The 25,045-nt window shown below is 46.1% G+C and carries 15 protein-coding genes, 1 tRNA gene and 1 riboswitch; of the genes, 8 read left to right on the top strand and 8 right to left on the bottom strand.

Annotation, left to right across the window (positions count from 1 at the left end):
- Together BLR64_RS28705 and serS are read right to left on the bottom strand one after the other, a co-directional pair.
- Positions 1–3,834: chitobiase/beta-hexosaminidase C-terminal domain-containing protein (locus tag BLR64_RS28705; RefSeq protein ID WP_244157873.1), on the bottom strand; the 3,834-nt coding region annotated here is incomplete at its 3' end.
- A 490-nt stretch (positions 3,835–4,324) separates the two neighbouring features.
- The gene (gene serS, locus BLR64_RS28700) at positions 4,325–5,611 is read right to left on the bottom strand and encodes a serine--tRNA ligase (protein ID WP_090719985.1); all 1,287 of its coding nucleotides are present in this window, start codon (positions 5,609–5,611) and stop codon (positions 4,325–4,327) included.
- A gap of 489 nt (positions 5,612–6,100) precedes the next feature.
- Here serS and ssuE point away from each other — a divergent pair, with 489 nt between their 5' ends.
- Positions 6,101–6,652, top strand: coding sequence for an NADPH-dependent FMN reductase (ssuE, locus tag BLR64_RS28695; RefSeq protein ID WP_090719983.1), 552 nt, complete (start codon positions 6,101–6,103; stop codon positions 6,650–6,652).
- 151 nt (positions 6,653–6,803) lie between these two features.
- Here the strand turns inward: ssuE and nrdG are convergent, their stop codons facing one another.
- The 3 genes from nrdG to BLR64_RS28680 form a co-directional block, all read right to left on the bottom strand.
- A complete protein-coding gene (nrdG, locus tag BLR64_RS28690; protein WP_090719982.1) occupies positions 6,804–7,319 on the bottom strand; it encodes an anaerobic ribonucleoside-triphosphate reductase activating protein in 516 nt (171 codons plus the stop codon).
- A complete protein-coding gene (locus tag BLR64_RS28685) occupies positions 7,316–9,301 on the bottom strand; it encodes an anaerobic ribonucleoside triphosphate reductase (RefSeq protein ID WP_090719980.1) in 1,986 nt (661 codons plus the stop codon). The genes nrdG and BLR64_RS28685 overlap by 4 nt, the downstream gene beginning before the upstream one ends.
- Before the next feature lie 122 nt (positions 9,302–9,423).
- Positions 9,424–9,606, bottom strand: a complete 183-nt coding sequence (locus tag BLR64_RS28680; RefSeq protein WP_090719978.1) for a hypothetical protein — start codon at positions 9,604–9,606, stop codon at positions 9,424–9,426.
- Between the two features lie 34 nt (positions 9,607–9,640).
- Positions 9,641–9,871: riboswitch (cobalamin riboswitch) on the bottom strand.
- A gap of 360 nt (positions 9,872–10,231) precedes the next feature.
- On the opposite strand from BLR64_RS28680, the gene BLR64_RS28675 reads away from it, so the two are divergent.
- Both BLR64_RS28675 and BLR64_RS28670 read left to right on the top strand, forming a co-directional pair.
- Complete coding sequence (locus BLR64_RS28675; RefSeq protein ID WP_090719976.1) at positions 10,232–10,546, top strand: MTH1187 family thiamine-binding protein; 315 nt, start codon at positions 10,232–10,234, stop codon at positions 10,544–10,546.
- A gap of 78 nt (positions 10,547–10,624) precedes the next feature.
- Positions 10,625–10,696 (top strand) — tRNA-Thr (locus tag BLR64_RS28670).
- A gap of 74 nt (positions 10,697–10,770) precedes the next feature.
- On the opposite strand, the gene BLR64_RS28665 is transcribed toward BLR64_RS28670, so the two are convergent.
- Together BLR64_RS28665 and BLR64_RS28660 are read right to left on the bottom strand one after the other, a co-directional pair.
- Positions 10,771–11,778: a VanZ family protein gene (locus BLR64_RS28665; RefSeq protein ID WP_090719974.1), complete on the bottom strand. Its 1,008-nt coding sequence runs from the start codon at positions 11,776–11,778 to the stop codon at positions 10,771–10,773.
- A 53-nt stretch (positions 11,779–11,831) separates the two neighbouring features.
- On the bottom strand, positions 11,832–12,437 hold the full coding sequence (locus tag BLR64_RS28660; RefSeq protein WP_090719972.1) for a TetR/AcrR family transcriptional regulator: 606 nt from the start codon (positions 12,435–12,437) through the stop codon (positions 11,832–11,834).
- A 167-nt stretch (positions 12,438–12,604) separates the two neighbouring features.
- Here BLR64_RS28660 and BLR64_RS28655 point away from each other — a divergent pair, with 167 nt between their 5' ends.
- The 5 genes from BLR64_RS28655 (at position 12,605) to BLR64_RS28630 (ending at position 23,755) form a co-directional block, all read left to right on the top strand.
- Positions 12,605–14,032: an MDR family MFS transporter gene (locus BLR64_RS28655; protein ID WP_090719970.1), complete on the top strand. Its 1,428-nt coding sequence runs from the start codon at positions 12,605–12,607 to the stop codon at positions 14,030–14,032.
- A 304-nt stretch (positions 14,033–14,336) separates the two neighbouring features.
- Entirely contained in the window at positions 14,337–15,911 is a 1,575-nt protein-coding gene (locus BLR64_RS28650; RefSeq protein WP_090719968.1) for a hypothetical protein, read from the top strand.
- A gap of 89 nt (positions 15,912–16,000) precedes the next feature.
- Complete coding sequence (locus BLR64_RS28645) at positions 16,001–22,051, top strand: polymorphic toxin-type HINT domain-containing protein (RefSeq protein WP_090719966.1); 6,051 nt, start codon at positions 16,001–16,003, stop codon at positions 22,049–22,051.
- Positions 22,052–22,054: 3 nt separating this feature from the next.
- On the top strand, positions 22,055–22,531 hold the full coding sequence (locus BLR64_RS28640) for a hypothetical protein (protein ID WP_090719965.1): 477 nt from the start codon (positions 22,055–22,057) through the stop codon (positions 22,529–22,531).
- A 483-nt stretch (positions 22,532–23,014) separates the two neighbouring features.
- Complete coding sequence (locus BLR64_RS28630; RefSeq protein WP_244157874.1) at positions 23,015–23,755, top strand: RHS repeat-associated core domain-containing protein; 741 nt, start codon at positions 23,015–23,017, stop codon at positions 23,753–23,755.
- 1,034 nt (positions 23,756–24,789) lie between these two features.
- Here BLR64_RS28630 and BLR64_RS30630 read toward each other — a convergent pair.
- On the bottom strand, positions 24,790–25,045 hold a 256-nt coding region (locus BLR64_RS30630; RefSeq protein ID WP_208607253.1), incomplete at its 5' end, for a hypothetical protein.

The raw sequence follows: 25,045 nt of genomic DNA, 5'->3' as shown, positions 1-25,045 counted from the left end.
CTTTTCACCGTATACTTCTTTGATGACGGATGGATAGATGTGGCCGTCCTCTACCGGAGTAGCCGAATCTGAACCGCCAACCTTGTTAACGAAAATATCCTTAAGCTCATTGTTTTTGGTAATGAAATCAATATTGGAGCTGATGAACGGGAAGTCTGCCTTGTCGATGAAGGCTCTGAGTGTCGGCAGTCCCTTATCAAACTCATGGTTCCCGAAGGTCATGGCATCGTAGCCGATGTAGTTCATGAACTCCAGGTCAGCCAGCCCTTCAAACTTGGTAAAGTACAGCGTACCGGAGAATACATCCCCTGCATCGAGCAGGATGGAGTTGCCGGTGCGTTCCTGCTTGATTGCTGTCATCCGTTTAACTACGGTTTCCAGATGGCTATGCGTGTCGTTTGTGTGCAGTACCCTCAGGGAGAAGTCCGCATTCAGGTCAAGCTGTGCCAGAACCGGATCATGGTCAGATACTCTGCCGCGTGATTCCGGGAAGTCTGCGTTCAGATGCACGACATCAATCTCGGCGGATGCCGTAAGGTTTTTGCTCACCAGCAGATGGTCAAGCACCTGAGAGTTTCCGTCGTACGTGTAAGTGTAGCGTTCGTTCAGCGGCAGCTTATCGATCAGGTTATCGAGCTCGTTGCCTTTTAGAATCGTTGCCGTCTGAGTGAACTGGAAATCGTTAAGGTCACCAAGCGCGACGATGTTCGCAGACGGGTTGGCTGTCAAAACTTCTTTGACAAAACCGTTCACTACTGCAGCTATTTTGTGACGCTGGACCTCACTTGAAAGCACTGGAGGCTGTACATTGCCGAATGGACCGTTATCGCCGGATTTGGAGTTGAAATGGTTGGCGATGACAATGACCTTTTCACCGTTAAATTCAAACTGGGCCGCAAGCGGCTTGCGCGAGCTGTCAAAAGCAGAATTATTCGGGTCGATTCTTCCCGGATTGTAGGTAAGCTCATCAGCGGCTGCGTCGTAGCCGACGGCCTGGGTTGCAGTGCCCTTTTGACCATTGATGCTGTCAGACAGCTTGACTCTCGCTGCATTGTAAAGGAAGCCGACACGGATATTTCCGCCCGGTGCTCCGCCGTCTGCATTATTAACCGGAGCAATATCAACATAAGTGTACGCCGGGCCTCCGGCTGCCTGAATCGCCTGAATCAGCTCGGCAGCACTGGCTTCAACATTACCGTTGTTGCCTTCACCGTCGCTGTCCTGCATTTCAACAACGCTGATGATATCCGGCTTTTTCATATTTACAGTGATGGACTCGGCCAGCTTCTGAATCTTTGCTGTGCCTACGCCCGGGTAGTAGTTCTCGATATTGTAGGATGCAATCAGCAGCTTGTCCTCATTGACTGTAATCGTTGAAGTTTCCTGCTTGAAGGTGCTTGGTGTAATGCTTGGCAGGCTTCCATTACCCGGAATAACCTTGTAATTGCCGTTGTTGTAGCCGATCACACCTGTAACATTCCCGTTAAACTTGTCGCCTGTACCGACTTCCTGTCCAGGGTTACCATAAGCAATCAGGAGACGCTGCGGATTAAGGTTATCTGCGCCCTTCAGCACAAGGCCGCCGGTAGGTGTAACAACGTCCTGGGATGTGTTTTCAACCCGTACAGGAACGTTATAAACGATTGAATTTCCGCCGCCGCTTGTCCAGTAAGGACTGATAATGGTCGGGGTTGGCAGGGTAACCCGCATGCCTTCAAGAGACTCGTAGAAATCTGCAGCATCTTCAGAAGGCTGGAAAAGAGTCAGACCGTCATTGTCGATGATGGAGTCCGGAATAATCCGTCCGCCTTTGCCCAGCACTACCGCTGCAGGCAGCTCTACATTCTTGGCAATCGTCTTAATCGAGCTGAGTGTAATCTGGGTGGAAGTCAGATTGCTGCTGCTTCCTTCATTATATTCGGACACAAGACCCGTAACGGCCACATGATCCCCGACAGCGGGCTTCAGGCTGGCGTTGGTGCTGTATACGAAAATCCCTTCAGAGGTGTTGATGTTATTGTCAGGCTTAGGATCCTGGATGAAAAAGCCTTTATAATTGCCGTTGGCAAACGTATATCCAAGCTCCGTAACGATACCTTCCACATCCGTAACCGTTTGTCCGGCAAAGCTGGAGGTATGGGATTCGCCCTGAATATCATGGATACGCGGCTGTTCTGAAGCTTTGTATTCAAACGTATAGACCTTGCTGGTCTGGCCGTCTAGCACAGCAACTGCCATGATCACAATGTCTTTGTCAACAGTGATTGGAGTTGTATAGAGCGGGCTAGAAGCTGTTGGCGTAGCGCCATCAATGGTGTAGTGTACTGCTGCTCCTGCGGTAGGACTGGAGAGCGTTACCTGTCCGCCGATGATGATCGGGCCTGCGCCCGGGCTGGCTATTACGGAGAACAGCTCTTCTACCAGGCTTTCGGCACCCAGCGGAATGAATTGATAAGTAGCATTGAATTGCTCAATTACGCCGGTAATCTGATCGAAGTGTTTGCCCACAGCCAAAGGAGCGAGTGTGGAATAGATAGTGAATGTATCAGCTCCCTGACTTGCGATAAAGCTGCTTCCAACCTTACTGTCGATAGTTACATCTTTAAGCGTAACAAGCTGGGCTTCAAAAGCTTCACCCTTGGCCGCTGAAAGATCTGCAGCAGTAATCAGCTTGGGCGCCGGAACCCCTGCGTTCTCAGCAGTCACCTTGTAAGTAAGGCCGGTAACTGTCTTAAGCTCCTGCAGGTTGCTATAGATATCCATTGCCCCTTGAACTTCTACACGGTCACCGACCTGTGCAAAAGCCGGGAACCCGTACAGTACGATGGCTGCATCCTTGTCCTGGATATACATTTTAGCGCCGTCAATGCGGGTTATAATGCCTTCAGTCCATACATTGTCGCCTTTTTCCGCAGGTCTTACAGCGGAGATATTCTGCTTCGTGAGAAGGGTATAGTCAAAAGTAGAAACCGTGCTGTACACCTCATCCGAGACAGAGGCATAAGCCTTAATCGTGGTCGGCGCGTTCAGCTGGATAGGTCCGCTGTACGGCGTGTATGCGGCTGAGGCGCCGTCTATGTAAACTGCGGCATAGACTGATGCGCCTACTGTGGCTGTGTTAAGGGTGATCGCTGTGCCTTGAGGCCAGGCATTAGATGCCGGTGCAGCGGTTACAGCCTCAACAGCCTGTTTGATACCGTAGCTGCTGTTGCGCGGGTCTGGGGTTTGGACTACGAAGTCGTTAGCGTTGTTGTCCGTGTCCAGACCGCGGCTGCCTTCTGGAGCCCCGGTTGCTGTTTTGCGGACTGCCGCGAGTGAGGCGCTGAGCAGGCCGGCTGGTCCACTGCCTTCATAAGCGGTAGCTTCGCCAAAACCTACCATATCAACGCTTGCACCTGCGCTATTGACGAGATCAATTTTACCGCTGGCTGCTCCCAGGGTTAAGGTGCCTAATGCGTCCGGAGCCGGCAGGGCCTTGGTGCCGCCGGTTCCTGCTGCCTGTTGGATCAGGAAGTAACCGTTAGCGGGAATTGTTCCCTTCAAGTCGGTGATGTTTTTCGTTGTAGCAAGATCGCCGCTTGCGCTGGCACTTGCATAACGCACCTTCCAGCCGTCTAGGCTCACCGCCTTGTCAGTAGGATTATATAATTCAATAAAGTCATTCTTGAGTTCAGCGCCGCTGTTACCGCCACCGCCGTAAACCTGTGAGATTACAATATTACTGTTATCTGTTGCTGCCTGTGCACTCTGTCCGGCCGGTACTACAATACCAATCAGCATGAGCATTGCCAGTCCTGCGGACAGCCATTTCTGCATCCTGTGAGAAATAACCATTATTCTAAACCCACTTCCTCTCAAACTATGATTTACAACCTAGTAAGTGTAACATCTGTTTGTAAAATGAAAGGTTGTCTCACATGAATATATATTAATTTTATATTAAATAAAATTAAAATTAAAAAAGTTTATACAGAATGCACAAAAATATAGAGAAATGTAGTAGAAATCTATCAATGATCAAGCTGTTTTCTGTGCTCATTTAAAATGAAGCCAGTGATTGTGTAAAAGTAATGTTATGTATGCGTAAAATATATAAAGCAGCTGATGATATGTGTTTGGCGTTTGTATTTAGGGGACGACTTATCATCCCGCTTCCGGGTTGGGTTGGGAGAACAGGCTTTTTAATGTACAAATTGCAGTTATGTCCGATAAAGGCGAAAAGCAGCAGGGGGGCGTAATAGGGAACGCTCCCTGCTGCTTTAGTATGGGTAACTGAAGATATTGTGCTGAGTGCCAGTGCGGCTATAGCCAGCTTATAACGCTGCTACACCTGCGGTGCTTCCAGCCGCTCCAGCCCGTTCATATATTTCCGCAGCGCTGCCGGTATACAGATCGATCCGTCCTCCTGCTGGTGGTTCTCCAGCAGCGGGATCAATATACGCGGTGTAGCTACGGCAGTGTTATTCAGCGTATGGCAGTATTGCAGGCGGCCGTGCTCATCGCGATAGCGGATGTTCGAGCGCCGGGCCTGGAAGTCATGCAGGTTCGAGGCCGAGTGAGTCTCGCCGTATGCATCCCGGCTGGGCATCCAGGTCTCCACATCGTATTGCTTGTGCGTCTTGAGCGACATGTCGCCGCTGCAGACCGCAACGATGCGGTAAGGCAGCTCCAGCAGCTGCAGAATATGCTCGGCGTTGGCCAGAATCTCCTGGAGCATCTGCTCCGATTCATCCGGGTTATTGCGGCAGAATACAACCTGCTCAATCTTCGAGAACTGATGCACCCGGTACAGGCCCCGTACATCGCGTCCCGCTGAGCCGACCTCGCGGCGGAAGCAGGCCGACATGCCGGCCAGCCGCATGGGCTCGTCAAGCTCCACGGTCTCATCGCTGTACAGCGAGACCAGCGATACTTCCGAGGTGCCGGCCAGCCAGCGGTTTTCGCCGTTCAGCTCATAGGTCTGATCCCGGCCGCCGGGGAAAAACCCGGTCCGCTCCAGCGCCTCCGGACGGACAATGACCGGCACATCCATCGCCGTGAAGCCGCGCCCGGTCAGTACGTCCAGCGCCAGCCGCTGCACGGCGAGATGGAGATCCAGCCCCGCACCCTTCAGCACATAGCTGCGCGGTCCGCCGGCTTTGACGCCGCGCGGAATGTCGAGGATGCCGTGCAGCTCGCCCAGCTCGACATGATCGCGCGGGGCGAAGCCGAACTCCGGCAGCGTCCCGCTGCGGCGCAGCTCCACATTTTCGCTGTCATCCTTGCCGATCGGCGTGTCGGCCGATACGGGATTTGGAACGAGCAGCTGCAGTTCACCGCAGCGGCGCTCGGCCTCTGCCAGGTCCGCTTCCAGTGTTCCGAGCAGGGTATTGAGCGCCCGCACCTGCTCCTTAATCCGCTCACCGGCAGCATGCTCGCCCCGGCGCAGCAGCTGTTCGATCTCCTTGGTCAGCGTATTGCGCTCCGCACGGTGCTGCTCAGTGTCACGGCGCAGCACACGCCGCTTGTCGTCCCATTCCAGCAATTCATCCAGCGCGAGATCGACTCTTTTCCAAAGTGCCGTATTTCTCACAAGCTCTTGATTTTCCCTGATCCAGTTCATGTCCAGCATACCGCATTCGCTCCTTTTGTCTTGAAAAAATACAAAAAACGCCCTCATCCATGGGACGAGGAGCGTCAGCTCGCGGTGCCACCCAGGTTGACCGAACTTGCGGAAATACAGGCTTGCAGGAGGTTCGGTCCTCTTTGGTCTTCGCGGTAACGGGCGAAACCCGGTAAACTTAGGGAACAATGAAACTGCTCCGGTCGCAGACGCCTCACGGTTGGATGCCGGTCATTGGCAGGATTGCAATATAGGTTTGCCGATCATTATATCTCAGATAACACGCACATGCAAGCAATGGGCTGAAAAACGGGCTTTTGAAGCGCACTTTGAGCCCGGTCTAGTATTATAACGGCAAGCAGAAGGATGACGGGATGAGCACATTTTGAGGTTTGACAATATTCCGTCCTTTTTGATAGGATTATTAATAATTTAAAGTATTTTAGACCGCAATAAGCGGCATATGTTCTTATAAATCAAAGCAGAAGAGGTGCAGATGTGGCCAAAATAGTTGTAATCAACGGAACACCGTCCCTGGTATCACGGATTAACGCGGTCATTGAATATGCAGAGGCGGATCTGCGCGGGCGCGGTTTTGAAGTGGAACGGATTAATGTAGCCGAGCTTCCGGCTGAGGACCTGATCCATACCAAGTTCGAGAGTGAGGCCATTGTCAAAGCCAACGGGCTCGTAGCCGAAGCGGATGCCGTGATTGTTGTCAGTCCGGTATATAAGGCTTCCTACACAGGTGTGCTGAAAACCTTCCTTGATCTGGTCCCGCAAAAAGGCCTGGCCGGCAAAATCGCACTCCCGCTCTTCATGGGCGGCAGCCTTGCGCATCTGCTGGCGATTGACTATGCGCTGAAGCCGGTGCTGTCCGTATTGGGTGCCCGCCATATTCTGGGAGGCGTGTATGCTGTTGATTCCCAGGCGGTGCGCAACGACCAGGGTGTCGTTGAACTGGCCGATGAGCTCAAGCTGCGCCTGGACAGTGTGCTTGAGGAGCTGGCGGAAGAGACTGCGGCGAAGGCTGCGCGCAAAACGGTCTAGTTATTGATGCTGCTGAGATACAGCTGCTGCTACAGCAAAGCCCCGCACTGCCGGAAATCCGGCGGTACGGGGCTTTTGTGCTTTTTGCAACCACAGTGAGAAGATTAACCTTCCAAGTCACGGTTTGAACGGGAATAGCGTCTTACACAGCTTACAGCACCACCGGCTGCCAATGCACAACCTCGCTGCCGGCCAGGCTGGCCGGGATATCAATGATCCGCTGGTTGCTGCTGCCCCGGTAGGGGAGTGTGGTGTCCTTGAGCTCTTCGACAAACCGGCCGTCGATGACAACCTGGCACATGGCCAGCAGGTTCCATTCCGGCGATCCGGGATTGGCGGTGAGCTCCTCGTAGGTATAGCCGGTATAAATCCATACCGGAAAGTCCGGCAGCACGGTCCGGAGCGCGCGAAGGAAGCCGCAGGCCTCATCAGCCGAGAAAAAAGGATCGCCGCCTGCCAGCGTCAATCCGTCCAGCAGCGGATTGGCAGCCATTTCGGCAATAATCTCATGCTGCCGCTCCAGTGTGAACGGTTCGCCAAAATTGAAGTTCCAGGTCTTCGGGTTGAAGCAGCCCGGGCAGCGGTGACGGCAGCCGCTTAAGAAAATGACCGCCCGCATGCCTTCTCCTTCATTAATAGACTCCGGGTAGTAGCCGCAGATATTCATAGGTGCTTGATGCGGTCTCTCACTTCAGCCTGCTTGGCGGCATTGAAGCGGGTCTGGTAATCGCCGGTCAGATATCCGGTTACCCGGCGCAGCCGGCGGATATGGGTATCATGCTCATGGGCGCCGCAGGACGGGCAGTTGGTGCCGATGACCCCTTCATAGCCGCAGCCGGAGCAGCGGTCAATCGGGTGATTGATGCTGAAATAGCTGATTTGCTGCTCCAGCGCGTACTTGATGATTTTGACAAAGGCAGCCGGGTTGCTCCGTGCATTCCCGTTCAGCTCCACATAGGAGATGGCGCCGGCGTTGCAGTATTCATGGAACGGGGCTTCCAGGCTGATCTTCCGGGCCGCACCAAGCTCATGGTATACAGGGATATGGAACGAGTTCGTATAGTATTCACGGTCGGTTACGCCCGGGATAGAGCCGAGTACCTTACGGTCCACCTTGGTGAACTTGCCGGACAGGCCTTCAGCCGGGGTAGCAAACAGTGTAATGTTCAGATCCAGCTCTTCGCTCTTGCGGTCGCAGTATTCACGCATGTGGCGGACGATGGCCAGCGCTTTGGCATGAACCTCCATGTCCTCACCGTGGTGCTTGCCGTACATCGCCTTCATGCATTCCGCCATCCCAATGAAGCCGATGGACAGGCTGCCGTGCTTCAGCAGGTCACCGACGAGCTCATCCGGACCGAGTGCCTCGCCGCCTTCCCACACACCCTCACGCATCATGAAATCGGAGGCTTTGGCCTTTTGGGCAGCCTGAATGCGGAAACGGTGCAGCAGGCCTTCCAGCGCAATGTCCATATAGTGGTTGAGGTCATCGTAAAAGCCTTCTTCATCAGCCGCCAGCCTGCGTCCGGTGATGGTGCCGTGGGCAAGCCCGAGACGGACCAGGTTCAGTGTGTTAAAGGACAGGTTGCCCTTGCCGGAGCAGTGATTGCGTCCAAAGCGGTCACCGAGCACCCGCGTGCGGCAGCCCATGGTTGCGAATTCTGTATCCGGATCAGCCGGATCATAGTACTGCAGATTGAGCGGTGCATCCAGGTTGGCGAAGTTCGGATACAGTCTGCGGGCCGAGCATTCTGCCGCCTTCAGGAACAGCTCATAGTTCGGATCGCCCTGCTGCTGGTTAACGCCCTGCTTGCATTTGAATATCTGGATCGGGAACACCGGCGTTTCACCGCTGCCAAGGCCGTTCATCGTTGCGGTCAGCAGGGAGCTGATAACCAATTGACCTTCCGGAGAAGTGCAGGTGCCGTAGTTGATGCTGGTAAAAGGAATCTGTCCGCCCGAGCGGCTGGACATCGTATTCAGGTTGTGGATCATGCTCTCTGCAGCCTGCAGGGTTTCGATCTCGGTCTCTTTCTGTGCGAAGCGGAAGGAGCGCGGATACTGCTCAGCGAGATCGCTGCGGCTCATCGTGATGTCTCCGGCGATTTCGCTTGCCTCGCCTTCCTCAAAGTAGCCAAGACCCTTGCGGAACAGCTTGGCGAAGGATTTGGTCACATAGGGTGCGAGGTCGAAGTCGATTTTGTTGGCGGATACGCCGCCGTACTGGGCATTCTGCTGGGACTGGAAGATAATCGCTACCAGCGACATGGCCGTCATAATCGAGTTAGGAGGGCGGACGCTGCCGTTGCCGGTGTTGAAGCCCTCGCGCAGCAGGCGCTCGAACGGAATGAAGATGCAGTTGGTTGTTCCGATAGCGTATTGATCCAGGTCATGGACATAAACGACGTTATCGAGCGTTGCCTGTACGAGCTGCGGTGGCATGGTGAAATTGCGGGCATACCATTTGGAATATTCACTGCCGAATTTACTCATTTTGCCGGAAAAGCTTTCTCCGTTCAGGTTCGCATTCTCACGCAGCAGATCCAGATCGGCGCTGTCGATAATGTCCCGGCCTAAATGTATTAATTCATTCAGAAGAACCTCCTGTGCAGCTTGTCCGCTATTGTGCCGTTTCTCCAGCAGCGTCATATGTAACTCTCTCCTCTCGGTATAGTGGTCCGTTAAATCTATTTAATCCTCAATATGTAGTCTGTCTGAGCCCAGTAAAAAGGCACCTTCCGCCTTGAAGGCGGAAAATGCCCGGATGCGTTCTAAATACCCGTATAAAGCGGATATTTGCCAGAGGTCTGGGTGTCAGGAAAAGGGGCATGATCTGCCTTCTTATCCTTTGCAGAAGCCGATACCTGAAGGCAATAGGGACTATCGTCCTCAGGTATCGGCAGCCTGATGTCCCGGTCATCCGGGTAGGCTGGTTCTGCTGCTGCAGGCCGCATACGGACACCTCTCCTGTTCCTCGCAGGGGTCAATAACGGTGCCCGGAAACAGGCAGGTCTCCTGGCTCCCGGTTCATCCGGCGGCTCCTTCCCGGGGGCTTGTCCGCCCTCCAGTGGCCTATGCCGTGGATGTGCCTGACAGGGAGTATTCTCCTGGCCGGCAATCCGGTTACAGTGGCGGGACCGCAGCGGATTTGCACCGCGCTTCCCTATTAAGCTTGTACTCTCTTAACAAGAGTAAAGCACCTGCTTCCACTATATTTGGTTGATGTTATTAAAAATACCCCAATATATTGTGTTTGTAAACCATTATTTACAAAGCCTTGCGGGGAGCGGCTTCAACCCGCTTACTCACAGGCGATCCACAACTAGTCCACAGGTAATCCACAGCCTGAGGCTAAAATAGGGCCCGCAGGATTCATAAATTGTCCGAAAAGCTGCCACAAAGACTCCATAAATCTAGTGATTCTGACACTAGATTTACAGAGTCGTGCTTAGCGGTGGTATAGAGTTTACGTAGAGGGAGAATGATGAATTTTTTGTGGCTAAATTTGTGGCAGAACTGTGGAGTTGCTACAATGAAGGTGGTTAAAGGCCGCAAATTTTTGTTAGGAGGGATCTAACGATGGCAATTGGCGAAGTTACAGTCATTCCGATCGGCACAGGCAGCACCAGTCTGAGCAGCTATGTGGCTGACATGCAGCGTGTGCTGCAGACGGTGGAGGGAATTACCTTTGAGCTGACCTCCATGGGAACGATTATCGAGGGTCCGGTATCCAGGATTTTGGCAGCTGTAGAGGCGCTGCACGAGTCTCCGTTCAATGCCGGGGCACAGCGCGTATCCACTTCATTCAAGATTGATGACCGCCGTGACAAGCCTTCCACAAGCCGCAGCAAGCTGCAGTCGGTCGAGCAGAAGCTGCAGGGCGGTCAGGTGTAGCACAGAATAAAAGAGTCTTGGCGATTTTCGCCAAAAGTTGTATAATATTTTTTGTTTGACGGGTATCCCAAGCTTCAGGCTGGTGTAGCTCAGGGGTAGAGCAACGCACTCGTAATGCGTAGGCCGGGGGTTCAATTCCCTTCACCAGCATGTTTACTAATTCAATCATGGCGCGGTTTCCTGATTCCGGGGGCCGCGCTTTTTATTATTTTTCTAACATTCTTCTACCCCTTACTAGAGTAAAATAACTGATGAATCCGGGCCATCAGCTTTTGGCCTGCATTGGCTTCAATAAGCGTGAGATCCCAGAATACCGCATTGGTTCGAGGGTCGGCAGCATCGTTAAAAACGGCAATCGTCAGCTCCTGCTTGCCTTCAAGCGGCACCCGGAAGGATAGCGGCTGATTCTCACCCGGTACGATATTTAGATCCATGGAGTAAATCTCTTCTCCGTCGGCGCTGATAATGACACGGCTGCTGCCGCTGCTCGCCGCAGATATAACGTCGTCGGGGACTGCGAGATTACCAGAAAACTCCTTGAACTGTCCATCAAGACGCAGTGAAAACTCTTGGCTTCTCGGATTATCACGGCTGTATAGATTGATCGCCGGTTCGATCCGCTCCTGCGCTGCAGTGAAACCGTTGAGTTTTGGTTCCCACCGCAGTTCGCCTTTTTCAAGGGGGAGCTGATCCAGCGCTATGACCTCGCCGCGGCCATAATCCAGATAATGATTGAGACCGCTCACGCCGGAGTAAACGGCCAAAGTCAATACTGCTCCGGAGAACAGGAGCTTGAGTAAACCTCTTTGCGTTGTACGATCGCGGCGGACCAGCCGCTGAGCCCCATAGCCGACAGTCGCACCCAGGGTATTAATGACGATGTCATTGATATCAAAAGCGCCCAATTGCGTCAGCATCTGAACCAGCTCAACCCCGGTAATCGCTGCTAGGAAGACTAAGAGGAACGGCAGGAACCGGCAGCGGATCAGTAGCGGAATCACTATTCCAAACGGTACGAATGCCAGATAGTTCCCCAGGTTAAATAACCAAAGATTCGAATAACCATCGCCCGGAAACCTCAGCGGAATCCCGTCAAATACCAAGTGATACCGCAAGCCCGTCTCCGGCAGAGCCGATGAGCGGTTGAAGCCAACGAATAAGAAAAAAAGAGTAAGGACTGTGTATAGCCCGAACCCGATCCAAGCGGCGGTCCTCGTTTTCCCTTGAAGCATGATATACGACCTCTCCTTATAGCTCAATTTAGTGTCCTTGCAGGATCCCGGTATTACACAGGAATTGTTATATGCGCCGATCCCAGTCTCGAAATCTGTGAGAACAAAATAGCCATCTCCGCCGGAGATAAGTCAAAATCCCTTTGAATCCAGAACTGCATGGTCCCCACATAGGCGGAAGAAAGATACGCAAATAAATATTGATGTTTGACAGGAATATCTGCAGATGTAATCTGTTGATGATTTACGCGGTAGGTATTAATTAACTGCTGATTGATCAGCTCTGTCATTTGAAGGGAAAGCTTAGTGTCGCCTCCAAAGCCCAAGAATCTTTTGAAAAAATGCTTTTGCTCAAGGACATACTCGAATGGGCGTACATAACCTGAGGGCGGATCAATAAAGGGCCCGCTGGCTTCCCGTGCGGTTCCAAGCTTCTTAATAATGCTGTTGAACTGCTCCAGTACCTCGTTTTTATACTGCTCATAAAAATCATGAATGTCCTGATAGTGCAAATAAAAGGTTCCTCTGTTTAATCCGGCGGTCTCCGTCAGTTCTTTGACAGTGATGGTTTCAAGCGGCTTTTCTAAAGCCAGATCCAGCAAAACCTTCCGTAAAAGAGTCCGGGTCCTTAGAATCCGGCGGTCTGTTTTTTCGTTCACTGCGGGTTCCTCTCCTGAATAAAATAGTATCTTTACTGATCATTCTGCAGCTTGCCGTTGATTAATGAACATAACGGTTGATGGTGATCATCGACTTTTGTGTTGTTCTGATTATAATCAGCAGGTAAAAGTTAATCAACACGCTGTTTAGTAAAAGGAGAGCTGATATGAATAGTCAGGACAAACAGAATGAGGGATCTCAGCGGAGGTCGTTCATCCTTACGCTTATGGCTATTATTCCCGGAATGATGATGGTGATGATAGACAGCACCGCAATGAACGTAGCCATCCCCAGCTTGTCAAAGGATTTTGGAGTTTCCTTTAGCACCTTGCAGTGGGTAATTACGGGTTATATGTTAGCCATGTCGGTTACGATTCCGCTGGCTGGCTGGTTCTCGGACAGGCTGGGTTCTGCAAAAGCGTACATTATAACCATTATCATGTTTGTTATCGGCTCGTTACTATGTGCGCTAGCCCAGAATTCCCTGCAATTAACGGTGTGCCGGATTATTCAAGGACTTGGTGGGGGAATGGTGCAGCCGATAGGAATGGCAATGATTTTCCGGCTCGCACCGGAGAATAAGAAAGGACAGGTCATGGGTATGCTGGGTATCCCGATGCTGCTGGCACCGGCCTCCGGACCTGTCTTGTCTGGCTGGCTGTTAGAATTAATAGGCTGGCAATGGATTTTTCTCATTAATCTTCCATTGGGAATGATTAGTGTTTATTTAGGCATACGTTATTTGCTTAAGGCGAATGCACTGCGACCATCCCAATCCGCTTATTATAAGCAATCCTTGGATATAGCCGGATTTTTTCTGGCCCCTATAGCCTTTGTTTTACTCGCTTTAAGCATGAATGTGGATGCTTCCCAAGGGCTTCTTTGGGTATTGAGGGCGGTTAGTGTCATACTGCTAATCTGGCTGTGGTTTCATGAGACTAGACATCCGCAGCCGATCCTGGCTCTTCAGGCATTCCGAAAGGTTAGCTTTCGGAGAGGAATATTTGTAAGCCGGATTCAATACGCGGCTCTAAACGGATCGCTGGTCTTTATCCCGCAGTACCTTCAACATTTTAAAGGGTATAGCCCGTTTCAGGCAGGTCTGGTCATGAGTATGCTGGCTATTACGTCCGGACTGCTTATGCCGGTTGGCGGAAGGCTGTTTGATAAGGTAGGAATACGCCCGCTTGCCGGCTTGGGTTTAGGGACGATTTCCCTGGCTTTATTCCTGCTGTCACAAATAGGCCAGAACGTAGGCGGAGGGCTGATTGGGGGAATGGTAGGGCTGCTCGGAATCGGAATGGGCCTTTGTATGATGTCTCTTAATACCTACATCCTGCAATCCGCTCCTTCGGATCTTATCAGCCGTGTTACACCTTTGACCTCAGCAAGCTCCAACCTGGTGATCCCTATTGCCATTGCCGGCTTGAGCAACTTCCTGGCACTCCGGGCTAACGCGCGAATAACGATGGCAGGCGGTAGTGCAGCATTGGCAGAAATGAAGGGGTACTCTGATACCTTCCTGTTAGCGGCTTGCATTGCTTTGTCAGGAGCATTGTTCAGTCTGGTGCTGGGGTCAAAACGTCATTCGTAGTATCAGTTTATAGAACGGAGGTTCAATACCTTCACCAGCAGGTTTAATAATTCGATTATGGCGCGGTTTCTGGGGTTCCCGGGGCAGCGCTTTTTTATTTGAAATTGGTTTTTTGAATTGTATTGTGAATTGAAAATTATATAATTTAAAAGTTTTGTTATTCGAAATATTATTTTACAAAAAAATGCATTTACAAAATCTATTCATTATGATTATATCTTGTTGATAATATTTAGAAAAAAAGGGGGACTGTTCTATTAATTGGGGTTTCTAGTGTAAACAAAATGAATTTGGAGGAGATATTTTGAAGAAACTGATATCCATTTTGTTAGTTTTCTTGATTTTGAGTACAGTAATTGTTACGAATAATGTGCTGGCTAATTCAGACTCAAATCCTTCGAAAAAAGAGTTAAAAGAATTAGATGAAATTAAAGAGGAGAGGACGAAAAACAAAAAGGTATTCTTTGATCCTGATACGAAAATGTACACGGAGGAAATTTATACTTATTCGGTTCATTACAAGGACCAGAATGGCAATTGGGAAGATATTGATAACACCATCCTGGCGAGTTCATCAGGCAACGATCAATACACAAACGATGTTTTAAAAAATAACTATAAACTCCATTTAAATAAACGGAGTGATAAAGCGCTCAAAGTTAGTTATCGGGATATGTTTGTGAAGTACCTTGCTTTAAACACAAACAAAATAGAAGCAAATATTAATGACAATGAGTTTATCTTTAAAAATGCATGGAAATCAGCTGACTTACAGTATATCGCTCAGAATGATGGAATTAAAATGAATATTATCCTGAAAAATAAAACAGCCCCCAAAAAGTTTGAGTTTGAAGTTGCATCAGATAATTTAACCCTTGTGCAAAGTAAGGAAGGTATCCTTTTTAAGGATAAAAGAAATGGCGATAATGTTTTTCAAATACCTAAGATGTGGGTTTCAGATAGTTCAGATCCAGAAAATTTAAGGTATGATCGGGTGAAGGAAGAGATTATAAGCAAGAATGGAAAAACAATAATCTCGATTTCTGTAGATGATAGTAATTTAGTATACCCTCTTATTATTGATCCAACCACTAATTTGTACTCCTATGGAATAATTTCAGATGGTTCCCCCGGTGCTATCATATCTGAGAATCTTTTTAGTCCAATAAAGGCAAAAAATATAAGCGGTATAAGCATATATGCAGATTACGTTGATCCTAGATCAGGCCCCGGGGAGGTCAATTTTGAATTATATGCCAATAATAATTTTTTGCCAGAGAGATTTATTTGCTATGCTTCGTGCTCTTTGCCTACCCAATATCCAAGTCTAGGCGCTGTGAAAATTAGTAATACAAATCAAACAGATATTAGTGCCAGCCAGATCGTAGGTGCTCTAGGAGCAGAGTTTATTGTTAAGGGTCTGACTATTTATGGATATCCATATGGATTGACTAGTTACAGTATTACTGTTACCTACACAACAGCAGAGAGTCCGCCTGAAAAACCACTAATACCGAAGAATGTAAAAGTAGAGGAAGTCAACAGTACCCAAATAAAAGTATCCTGGGACATAGCACAGTCCAATAAAAATTATAGAATAAGAGATGAATCTACAAACTCTGTGCTAGCTACCACTAGTCTCAATTACGTTGTCATCACAAGGACAACCCAAAACAAATATTCTTTAACAGCATATGACCCGGTTACGTATGCCGAATCAGATAAGGTTGTATTCGTATACGATCCTTCAAATACGATAACTTATTATTATGTTAATAACAGATTAGATAGAGCAGTTAACCTGAAGAAAAATGAGACTATTAAGTATGAATACGATTTAAATGGAAATCTAAAAAGAAAATATAAATCCACACCGTAGCTTTTTATTAATATAATTGTCATTCTCATAACAACGAAATAACTGTCTTTCGGTTAACTATCCCCTTATCGAGGAGAGGGTCCATTAATATGAAGATTAAAAATCTAAGGTTACTAATTATCATTTTAACTATTAGTTTGGTTATACCGGATTTCAACGGCATGTTTTCTTTTGACGAAGCGGCTGCTGAGGGTAAAACAGTACTCAAAGTTATTCCCTCCCCGCCTCCCACTGAAGCCCCTGCTCCTACGCCTCCTCCCGTTCCTCCTTCCGTTGTTTTAAATGTTTATGATTCTAACAGAGAATCACTACCTATCGTTCAGACGGAACCTGAATATGATTTTAATGCTGTTGAGATTGATGCCTCCAAAGCTCCTCCTAAAGAAACGCAAGCGGATCGAATCACTAAAATCAAAGCAAAATATGCGACAGTTGGAGTAGTATCGAATGCTAAAAATAGAACAGTGGAACCCCTGAAGCCACTGGAGCTTACTGTTGAACAAGTAAAAATGTTAATGGAACAGGGAGCTTCAGTAGAAGATGTATACGAAGTAGCGTTTTTATCGAGTATCACTTTAATAGATCCCTTTACGCTATTTTTAGATAAAAACAAAATTAAAGGGTCTTGGGACGATTTCAGAAAATCAATATCTCAAAGACCCGAAAGTGCGACCGAGGGGGTTTATGGAGCAAGAGAATCTGCAAATAATCTGCTTTCCCCCAGTGTCGTTGCTAATGTGTATTCAGTAACAGATAGTGTGTATAATGATTCAATTAATTTGCGGGTAAATAATACAATGTCTGTATTAGATATGAATATTAACAGTGTAATTAATGATTACAAAATGGAGGTCATTAATCAGACAGCCAAGCCACAATATTCTGACCGTTCATATTCAAGTGAATTGATAGACCCTTCTTCAGGAAGTCTGACCTGGAAAGATACTCAGATAAGCTTGCCGGGAAGAGACGGTTTAAACTTGGATATCGGTGTGGTTTTTAATTCGAATCAGGCCTTGTTATTCGATCCTTATTCCGGAATATACAATTATAGTGGGAAAAAATACGATTTAGGAGCGGGTTGGAGCTTTAGATTCCCTTCGATTGAAACTTCAGGGGGAAATATGTATTACCGTGATGGTGAGGGTGCTATATACAAAATAGACTTTGCTGCAACAAACTCACTGGAACAGTACACTCACCTCAAAGGCTATAAAGGCAAGGATATGCAGTTTATGTTTGATCCTAATCACACTAACTTTAACGGAAATACCTCTGTGTATTATTTGGAACACTCAGATAAAACACGAGAGTATTTTGGCGGAAACGATAATTCTTTATTGGCTATAGTGGATCGTTTTGGTAATACAATCACATTTAAGTATTCTAACTTTCCTACAACACAATCAAATGTAGTCAATCTGCTTTCAGAAATTACTGATAGTGTGGGTCGTACCATTCGGTTTCAATATGACCTTATAAATAATTATGATCTGGCAAAGGATCAGGATTCTCCAGAGGAAAATCTTATTGTAACCGTTCTGAATTCCGCAGGACAAGAAGATCAGCGGGTGACCTATACCCGGAAGCGAATCGGCTTTGAACTGCATACCGTTTATACTGACGGAAGCTTTGCCCGTTACTGGATAGGCACCCCTTCACCAGTTCTTACCTCAATTACGCATCAAAACGGAGATAAAACAAAATTCGGTTATTCAAAAGGATTTAATTTCTATAATACTCAGTATAAAACATTTAACCCATGGGATAGTTATACAGAATCCAATGCATATGTTCAATTAAATACCGTTCAGTATGCTCATTCACAAACTCAATACAAATACAGTTATGTCAAGCGAAACTATGGTCCGCAAGGATCTATAGGAACACCCAGGATTAGCGAAAGATATGATGAGTTATTGAAGTCTGGGGCGTTCATCGGAGCGTACAATAGACTCGAATATAAAGAGTCTGGAAGCTACGATGCCTACCCTACTTACTATGAGGAAGATAAGTATCCTGAAAGCTATACTTACAGTGCGACCATTACTCAAACTGATTCCTCTGGAAGGATAACAACAACTGAATTAACGCACAACGGAAAAGGACAGCTCTTATCAACGGATAAGAAAGCGGCAAATCGAGAAAGAATATTAGAAATGAATACTTCATTTCACTCAGTATTTACACAATCTCCTACCAGCAGTGAACACTGGGAGTATAGCGCTGCTGGTATAATGGGAACTGTGAACAGGCTGTATAGTGAAACTAGTTATGATGAATGGGGCAATGTGGCCTCCGCCACTCGTCCGATGCTGGACAGTCAGCGAAGCAACCCTGCAGTCAAATTAAAAAATACAACAACTTTTACCTATGAGCCTAATTTTCACTTTTTAAGTTCTAAATCATGGTATGCAAGTGAAAGTGATACAACACCGTTATCTGAAAGCTATACCTATAATGCGCAAGGACGCATGCTAACCACGACTAACGCAGCACGAGAAACTACGACTTTTACCTATGAGAATGCTTCGGATGGAAGCAACCGTCTTTATAAGATGACTTCGGAGAAAAAGGCTGGCGGAGTAACTGTTGCTAAAAATGTGATAACTTATGGGGCTGAAACAAAGTATACTTATCCGACAATAGAAGAGGCCTATTCAAACATCGGACAGTCCAATCAGCAAATTCTCAAAACAACAACAGTTTATGATATGAGTAATGGAAGAGTGCTGGAAAAAAGGGATGGAGATCAAAATAAAACTATTTATTCATATGACACGGCTGGACGACTGAGAAAAGAAACAAAGCCTAACCGTGTAAATGCAAACGGGGAAATTTATAGTGATACCACTGAATACAATTATTATAACCAAAGTTCAGGAAGTTTTGATTCAGTCAATACAGGAACTTGGATATTAAAGGTTGATTCTATTAATACAGTTACAAACTTGTCTAACAATAATGTCGTTAGAACATATGCTAATGTACTCTATAACGGACTGGGACTTGCTCTGTTAGAGGAACATTGGGATGAGAATGCAGGACAATGGGTATTTACTCAGTACCATTACGACAGCGACGGTCGGCCTGTTTACTCCATTGATCCTGCTGGGAATACACAAACGGTCAGTTATGACGATTGGGGAAGACCATACCGGGCAACCAATGCCAATGGTGATGTCTTTGTGAATCAGTATTCCCTTGTTGAGCGCAAGAATACAAGTTATATCGAGGATAAGACTACTGGAGCTAAACTGAATTTTGTCGAAGATACTTATGATGCCTGGGGTAATAAAATATCAGCCTCAACCTATAAGGACTGGCCGACAAACACCAAAAAAATCACCGAATATTATCAATATAATCTTTCCGGAAATGTAACAGGATACACAGATCCTAATCAAAAACTTAATGAAGATGGGGTTACTACCAGCTATGCTTATGATGCTTTAGGCCGGCTAAACACCGTAAAGGACGCATTAAATCAAACAACCAGATACAGCTATGACGGCAACGGAAAGATATCACAGGTTACCATCCAGGAAAAAAATGGTTCCCCCCAAACACTCAATACCAAAAAATATAATGAACTTGGCTTGTTAACAACAAAGCAGGATAGTGCTTCAAAGAGTGAGAGCTATATGTACAACAACTTAGGGCAATTGAAAGTTAAGACAGACCGCAATGGAAGTTCTTTTACTTATACCTATGACGAATACGGTCAACTAAAAAAGAGTGTTATTAGTGGTAAAATCAATAATGTAGCGCAAACTCAAGAAATCAGTATGATTTTCGGAGATGGAACTCCACGAAAGCAAACAGTACAGACGCGTACCAATAATGCAGTTACAGCGACGCAAACACTTACGGTAGATAGTCTGGGGCAAGTGCGTGCGAATTACTCCGTGGCCGGAGGACATTCCGCACTTATGGAAAATCAGGTAGATGTGGTTGGAAGGCTGAAGCAGGTCAGCGACCGCTATATGCTTTTCTACACTAACTATCAGTACAACAATCAGAGACTGGAAAAAGTACAAACTGACGGATCATCAACAATAAATGGTTCTGCATCATCCAACGTACAATATGAGTATCTGGCAAATAATCAGGTGAAATCCATAACCTATCCTACGCTCACTGGCGGCAGTATACTCAAGACAGAGTATACCCGAAATATGGCTATGGGATGGACAGAAAGCTTGAGCAATAAAAGAGGAAGCTACGTCCTTTCGAGCTTTACCTACAGTTATGATAACAATGGCAATCAGCTTTCGGTAAGTGAGTCGCGAAATGGCGGTACCAAGAAAACGACAAACTATACCTATGATGCGTTGAATCGCTTACTGTCTATCTCCAAGCCTGATGGCAGTGTGACTACGTATTCTTACGATTTACAAGGAAATCGGCAGACTATGTCCAATACCGGTGGAATCATCCTGGACAACACAGAGATAAACTATAACTATGATTTGCAGAATACGTTAACCTCTGTGACCAAAGGCGGGGTTGCAACCAGCTTCCAATATTATGCCGATGGTTTGCGATTTATGAAGACGAATGGTAATACACAGACACAGGTTAATTATAATTTTCAAGGAGAGGTTATTTCCGAAGAGAAGATCGTAAGCGGTGAATTTGTAGAACAGGCTAATTTTGTCCGCGGTGATCGAATTTTGGTGAAAAAGGACAGAAAGAAGACCAAGGATTATTACTACTTGTACAATGGGCATGGGGACGTTATACAGATTGTTGATACAAGCGGTAATGTCGTTAATAATTATGTTTATGATGAGTGGGGAACTATCACTTCCCAAACAGAGGGAATAACGAACTCCTTTAAGTATGCCGGAGAATCTTATGATTCAGAAACCGGATTATACTACCAGCGTGCCAGATATTATGATCCAAGTATGGGACGGTTTATAAATGAGGATACGTATGAGGGACAGATTGATAATCCGCTAAGTCAGAATGTGTATACGTATGTGCATAATAATCCGTTAATTTATAGTGACCCATCTGGGAATTATTGCGTATCTGCGGATGGTAATAATACACATGCTGGTTCTTGTTCAAGCACTTCACAAAAATATGAAATGTCAGATGCGATTATACAGGATATGCCATATATAAAAAATGGAGTTCTGCGTGGTTATTATCGAGCGGATGGTTCTATAATATGGCTCTCAAATGATGAAACGACTAAACAATCTTTTTGGCAGTTCATGACCAAGTCGCAATATCAAGAATATGTTGAAGCTGTGCCATTGGGAAATATGATTGTGACGGGAGCAGTTTCTACCGTTGTTTCATTAGGACAAACCTTTTCAAGGTTGACGAACTCAAATTCTAATAGAGGGGGGTGCAACTGCTTCGTTGAGGGAACCAAGGTTCTGACAGACGAAGGGGAGAAACCTATTGAGGAAATCGATGTAGGTGACAAGGTCCTTGCTAAGTCTGAATATGATGCTAATGGTGAGTTGGCATACAAAGAAGTAACGGCTTTATATCGCAACCAACGTGATGATATTATTAAGTTGCATGTTGGGAAGCAAGTTATTGAGACAACAGATAACCATCCGTTTTGGGTTGAAGGCAAAGGATGGGTCTTTGCGGATGAACTTCAAGTGGGGGATAAACTCCAAAAAGCTGATGGAAACAATCTTACGATTGATAAGCTTGAGTTCGTTAAACTGGATAAACCAGTTACAGTTTATAACTTTACTGTTGCCGACTTTCATACGTATTATGTGACGGATTTGGGTGTTTGGGTTCATAATACATTTTGTGCAAATGTTACAAAAGATATGCTGAAATCCAATCCAAGCATGTTCTCTGGAAAATCAGTCGATGAAATTGCTAATATGATGAGGGAAAGTGGGTATAATATAACAGTTCAGGCGTCAACAAAATCCAGTTCAGGAGCAATAATAATAAAAGTCCATAATACTGGGAATGGGAAAAATATTACGCAAGTCCAAGTTTCACCGGGTGGTGGAACTCATGGGGCAAATCCATATGTTAAAATTAGCACAAGTGACCAAGGTATAATAAAAATTGTCCAAGGTAGTAGCAGCAACTATGTGAATAATCATCAGGGTATAGAAAATGCAACTATTATTTTTACGGGGGATTAAACTATGGTAGATATCAATGCTCCAATTAAACCTAAACTTAGCATTGGCGGGATTAATCTACGTTCTCATATAAGAGAGTATTATGATATTATCCCGACATTTAGTTGGGTAGATAAAGCAACCTTAGGTGATTGCTCCGTATATATTTTTGGGAGTTTCCACGTTCGATATGAGATGCGGAATACTTTGTACTTGTTTTTTAATATCCTAAACGGGAAACTCTATAAGATAACAGCATTGGCTAATTATCAAGGGCTGTTGTTAGATAAGATAAAAGTTGGTATGAATATTGTCGATTTATTAGAACTTCAACCAAATTTAGTCTATGACGAGTTTGAAGAAGTTTATAGTTATGAAGGTCTTGCTATCGAGACTAATGAAATTGGTATGATTGAGTCGATTTCAGTTTATGTTGAGGAACTTGATACATTAGATAGTGATGTTGAATTAAGAAGACAGTTTGAGAAAGGAAACTGGTGACTGTTCGAGCTAGTTATACTAGAATGAATAAGATAGACAGCTTTATAGTTAATCATTGGCCTTAAGGGACTTTATTCCTTAAGGTCTTTTTTTACCTTACCCATGCTCAATCATTTAGGCGACCACACATGATGAAATGAACACCCACTATCCCCGTACGAGCTATTCTCAAAACTCCTGTACAGACAATTTCTTTCAGTTATATAGAACGAAATTAAGAAATAAACAAGACCTCATCAATCGTCAAATCGGGTCATAAATAGCAAGATGGGCAGTTTACGGGACTGCCCAAGGTTAGCGAGGTACTCAATCTGTTGAAACAAACCGTCACTGACGACATGCAACATTTGCAAACCTTTACCGATCCTAATGCAAAAATGGGTCACAAAAGTGCAGACTCTTCCTTTTAAGGATGAAAACCTATATTGCCATGAGCAAAAAACGCATGAACAGACTAATTTTGTCCGCGGTGATCGAATTTTGGTGAAAAAGGATAGAAAGAAGACCAAGGATTATTACTATTTGTACAATGGGCATGGGGACGTTATACAGATTGTTGATACAAGCGGTAATGTCGTTAATAATTATGTTTATGATGAATGGGGGACTATCACTTCCCAAACAGAGGGGATAACAAACTCCTTTAAGTATGCCGGAGAATCTTATGATTCAGAAACCGGATTATACTACCTGCGTGCCAGATATTATGATCCAAGTACGGGGCGGTTTATAAATGAGGATACGTATGAAGGGCAGATTGATAATCCGCTGAGTCAGAATCTTTATACGTATGTGCATAATAATCCGTTGATATATGTTGATCCTATGGGTCATGCTGCAACTATTGATGGTTCTGCATTTGAAACTAGGACGATTGGTTCCAATGGTGTTTTGTATATCAACAATGGTACTGTTGCATGGGACTACTATCTTGCCTGGAGAAATAGCGACAAACTAGCGTTTGATAAACTAGCGAATTCAGGAAAAGGTATCTCTCAAGATCAGATGATGGTTATGCGAATGACCTTATCATTTTTTGCTTATGTTGAAGATGGTTCAATTGTTCTTATGATGGAAAGTAATGGGCAAGGCGGCTTGGCTAAAGGAATTATGGAGAAATACGGCGTAAAAGCGGGGACTAAAATCGTTGTAAAGGGGACAGGTGGAACTACAGCCAATGGTAACAAAGTTATGTGGGGAGTTGGAGTGATTACAGAAAATTAACTTTTGATGGTCAAGAATATGCTCTAGTAGGTGACAGACTATATTCTCGCCATGCTGTCGATAGGATGCAACCAAGTGGTAAGAGATACTCTGGAGACTCTCAAATTGTTCAAGTAGGTGGGACTGGAAATACAAATGATTATGGCAGAGGGGTTTCACCTAATTATGTAGAGGAGGTTATCAGAAACACTAAACCAGTTGTACAACAAAATGGAAATTTATCTTATACATCAGGCTCTCTCCAAGTAATTACAAATCCTCAGGGCGCAGTTGTAACAATAATAACAAAGTAGGTGAGACAATATGGGGTCTGAATCCCAAAAGCTAAAACAGCTATGTGAGATGTTTATCCGAGAAGAATGTGATTTGGAAAATTTTCAGAGTAGGTTGGAAACAGCAGTTTTTCCCATTGAAATTGAAGCTGAGAAACTTGATATACTCAACCAACTGGAAGAGATTAGATTTACGAAATTAGAATCGAATCATTACCAATACGGAGTTGAAGTAGTACGGAAAATTATAGACACACTGAATAAGTAAGAAATTCGACCTTGATTGGCTAGATGCCTCTCAAGGTTTTTCTTTGGTGGGGACAACAGAGTGTCGCTAAACTGAAAATTCTGATTTAGGTGTTGCGATTGGATAGATACGGACTAAACCATACACACATAAACATAAACATCACCATGGAACAGTCCTCTATTATTAATTAATCATTCTCCACTTTAACATCATTTTGTTAGTAGAAAAGATAGGAATACATCACGAAAGCATATAGATGTTTAAATAAAAAATTTGCAAGATTATAAGGTGAGTAAATTATACATGGCAATCACATCTGTCTTAGTGATGAGCTTTATCAATAGTATGCATATTACAAAAACCGCCGGGAATCCCCGGCGGCTTAAAGGGGCGGCGACGCCCCTTTTTGCTATGCAGCGTGCCCAGAGGCACGCATTATCTAGTTGGTGAAAGTCCAACCAAAGGAGGGACCAAGCCACCTTTGTAGCTAGGATGCTTGCGCATGGCGAAATCTATGTGTAAAAGCGCATCGACAAAAAGTACCGGTCAGAGAGCGGGCGAGCAACAATCCAGGCCGCAACATCAAGTGAATCCTGCCGCGTCGTCAAAAAGGCCCTGCAAAGGGAAAAAGAGGGTGCCGAGTCTCGTGCATATAGACGAAGGCCAAGGAAGCTGTGCAGAACTTGGAACAGCAGTGAAGAATCCTCCGGCGTAATGGGAACGGCATGGATTGAAAGATAGTGCAGTGAACTGGGGAGACCCTCCCCC

This window comes from Paenibacillus typhae, from assembly GCF_900099765.1.
In the GTDB taxonomy this organism is placed as follows: domain Bacteria; phylum Bacillota; class Bacilli; order Paenibacillales; family Paenibacillaceae; genus Paenibacillus_AQ; species Paenibacillus_AQ typhae.
This window is presented reverse-complemented; position numbering and strand designations above follow the sequence as displayed.

What these genes read in the sequence shown, in the direction of transcription:
- serS (WP_090719985.1), bottom strand. Translation starts at nt 5,611, where the DNA reads ATGCTGGACATGAACTGGATCAGGGAAAATCAAGAGCTTGTGAGAAAT.
- nrdG (WP_090719982.1), bottom strand. Translation starts at nt 7,319, where the DNA reads ATGAATATCTGCGGCTACTACCCGGAGTCTATTAATGAAGGAGAAGGC.
- BLR64_RS28685 (WP_090719980.1), bottom strand. Translation starts at nt 9,301, where the DNA reads ATGACGCTGCTGGAGAAACGGCACAATAGCGGACAAGCTGCACAGGAG.
- BLR64_RS28680 (WP_090719978.1), bottom strand. Translation starts at nt 9,606, where the DNA reads ATGCGGCCTGCAGCAGCAGAACCAGCCTACCCGGATGACCGGGACATC.
- BLR64_RS28675 (WP_090719976.1), top strand. Translation starts at nt 10,232, where the DNA reads ATGGCAATTGGCGAAGTTACAGTCATTCCGATCGGCACAGGCAGCACC.
- BLR64_RS28665 (WP_090719974.1), bottom strand. Translation starts at nt 11,778, where the DNA reads ATGCTTCAAGGGAAAACGAGGACCGCCGCTTGGATCGGGTTCGGGCTA.
- BLR64_RS28655 (WP_090719970.1), top strand. Translation starts at nt 12,605, where the DNA reads ATGAATAGTCAGGACAAACAGAATGAGGGATCTCAGCGGAGGTCGTTC.
- BLR64_RS28645 (WP_090719966.1), top strand. Translation starts at nt 16,001, where the DNA reads ATGAAGATTAAAAATCTAAGGTTACTAATTATCATTTTAACTATTAGT.
- BLR64_RS28640 (WP_090719965.1), top strand. Translation starts at nt 22,055, where the DNA reads ATGGTAGATATCAATGCTCCAATTAAACCTAAACTTAGCATTGGCGGG.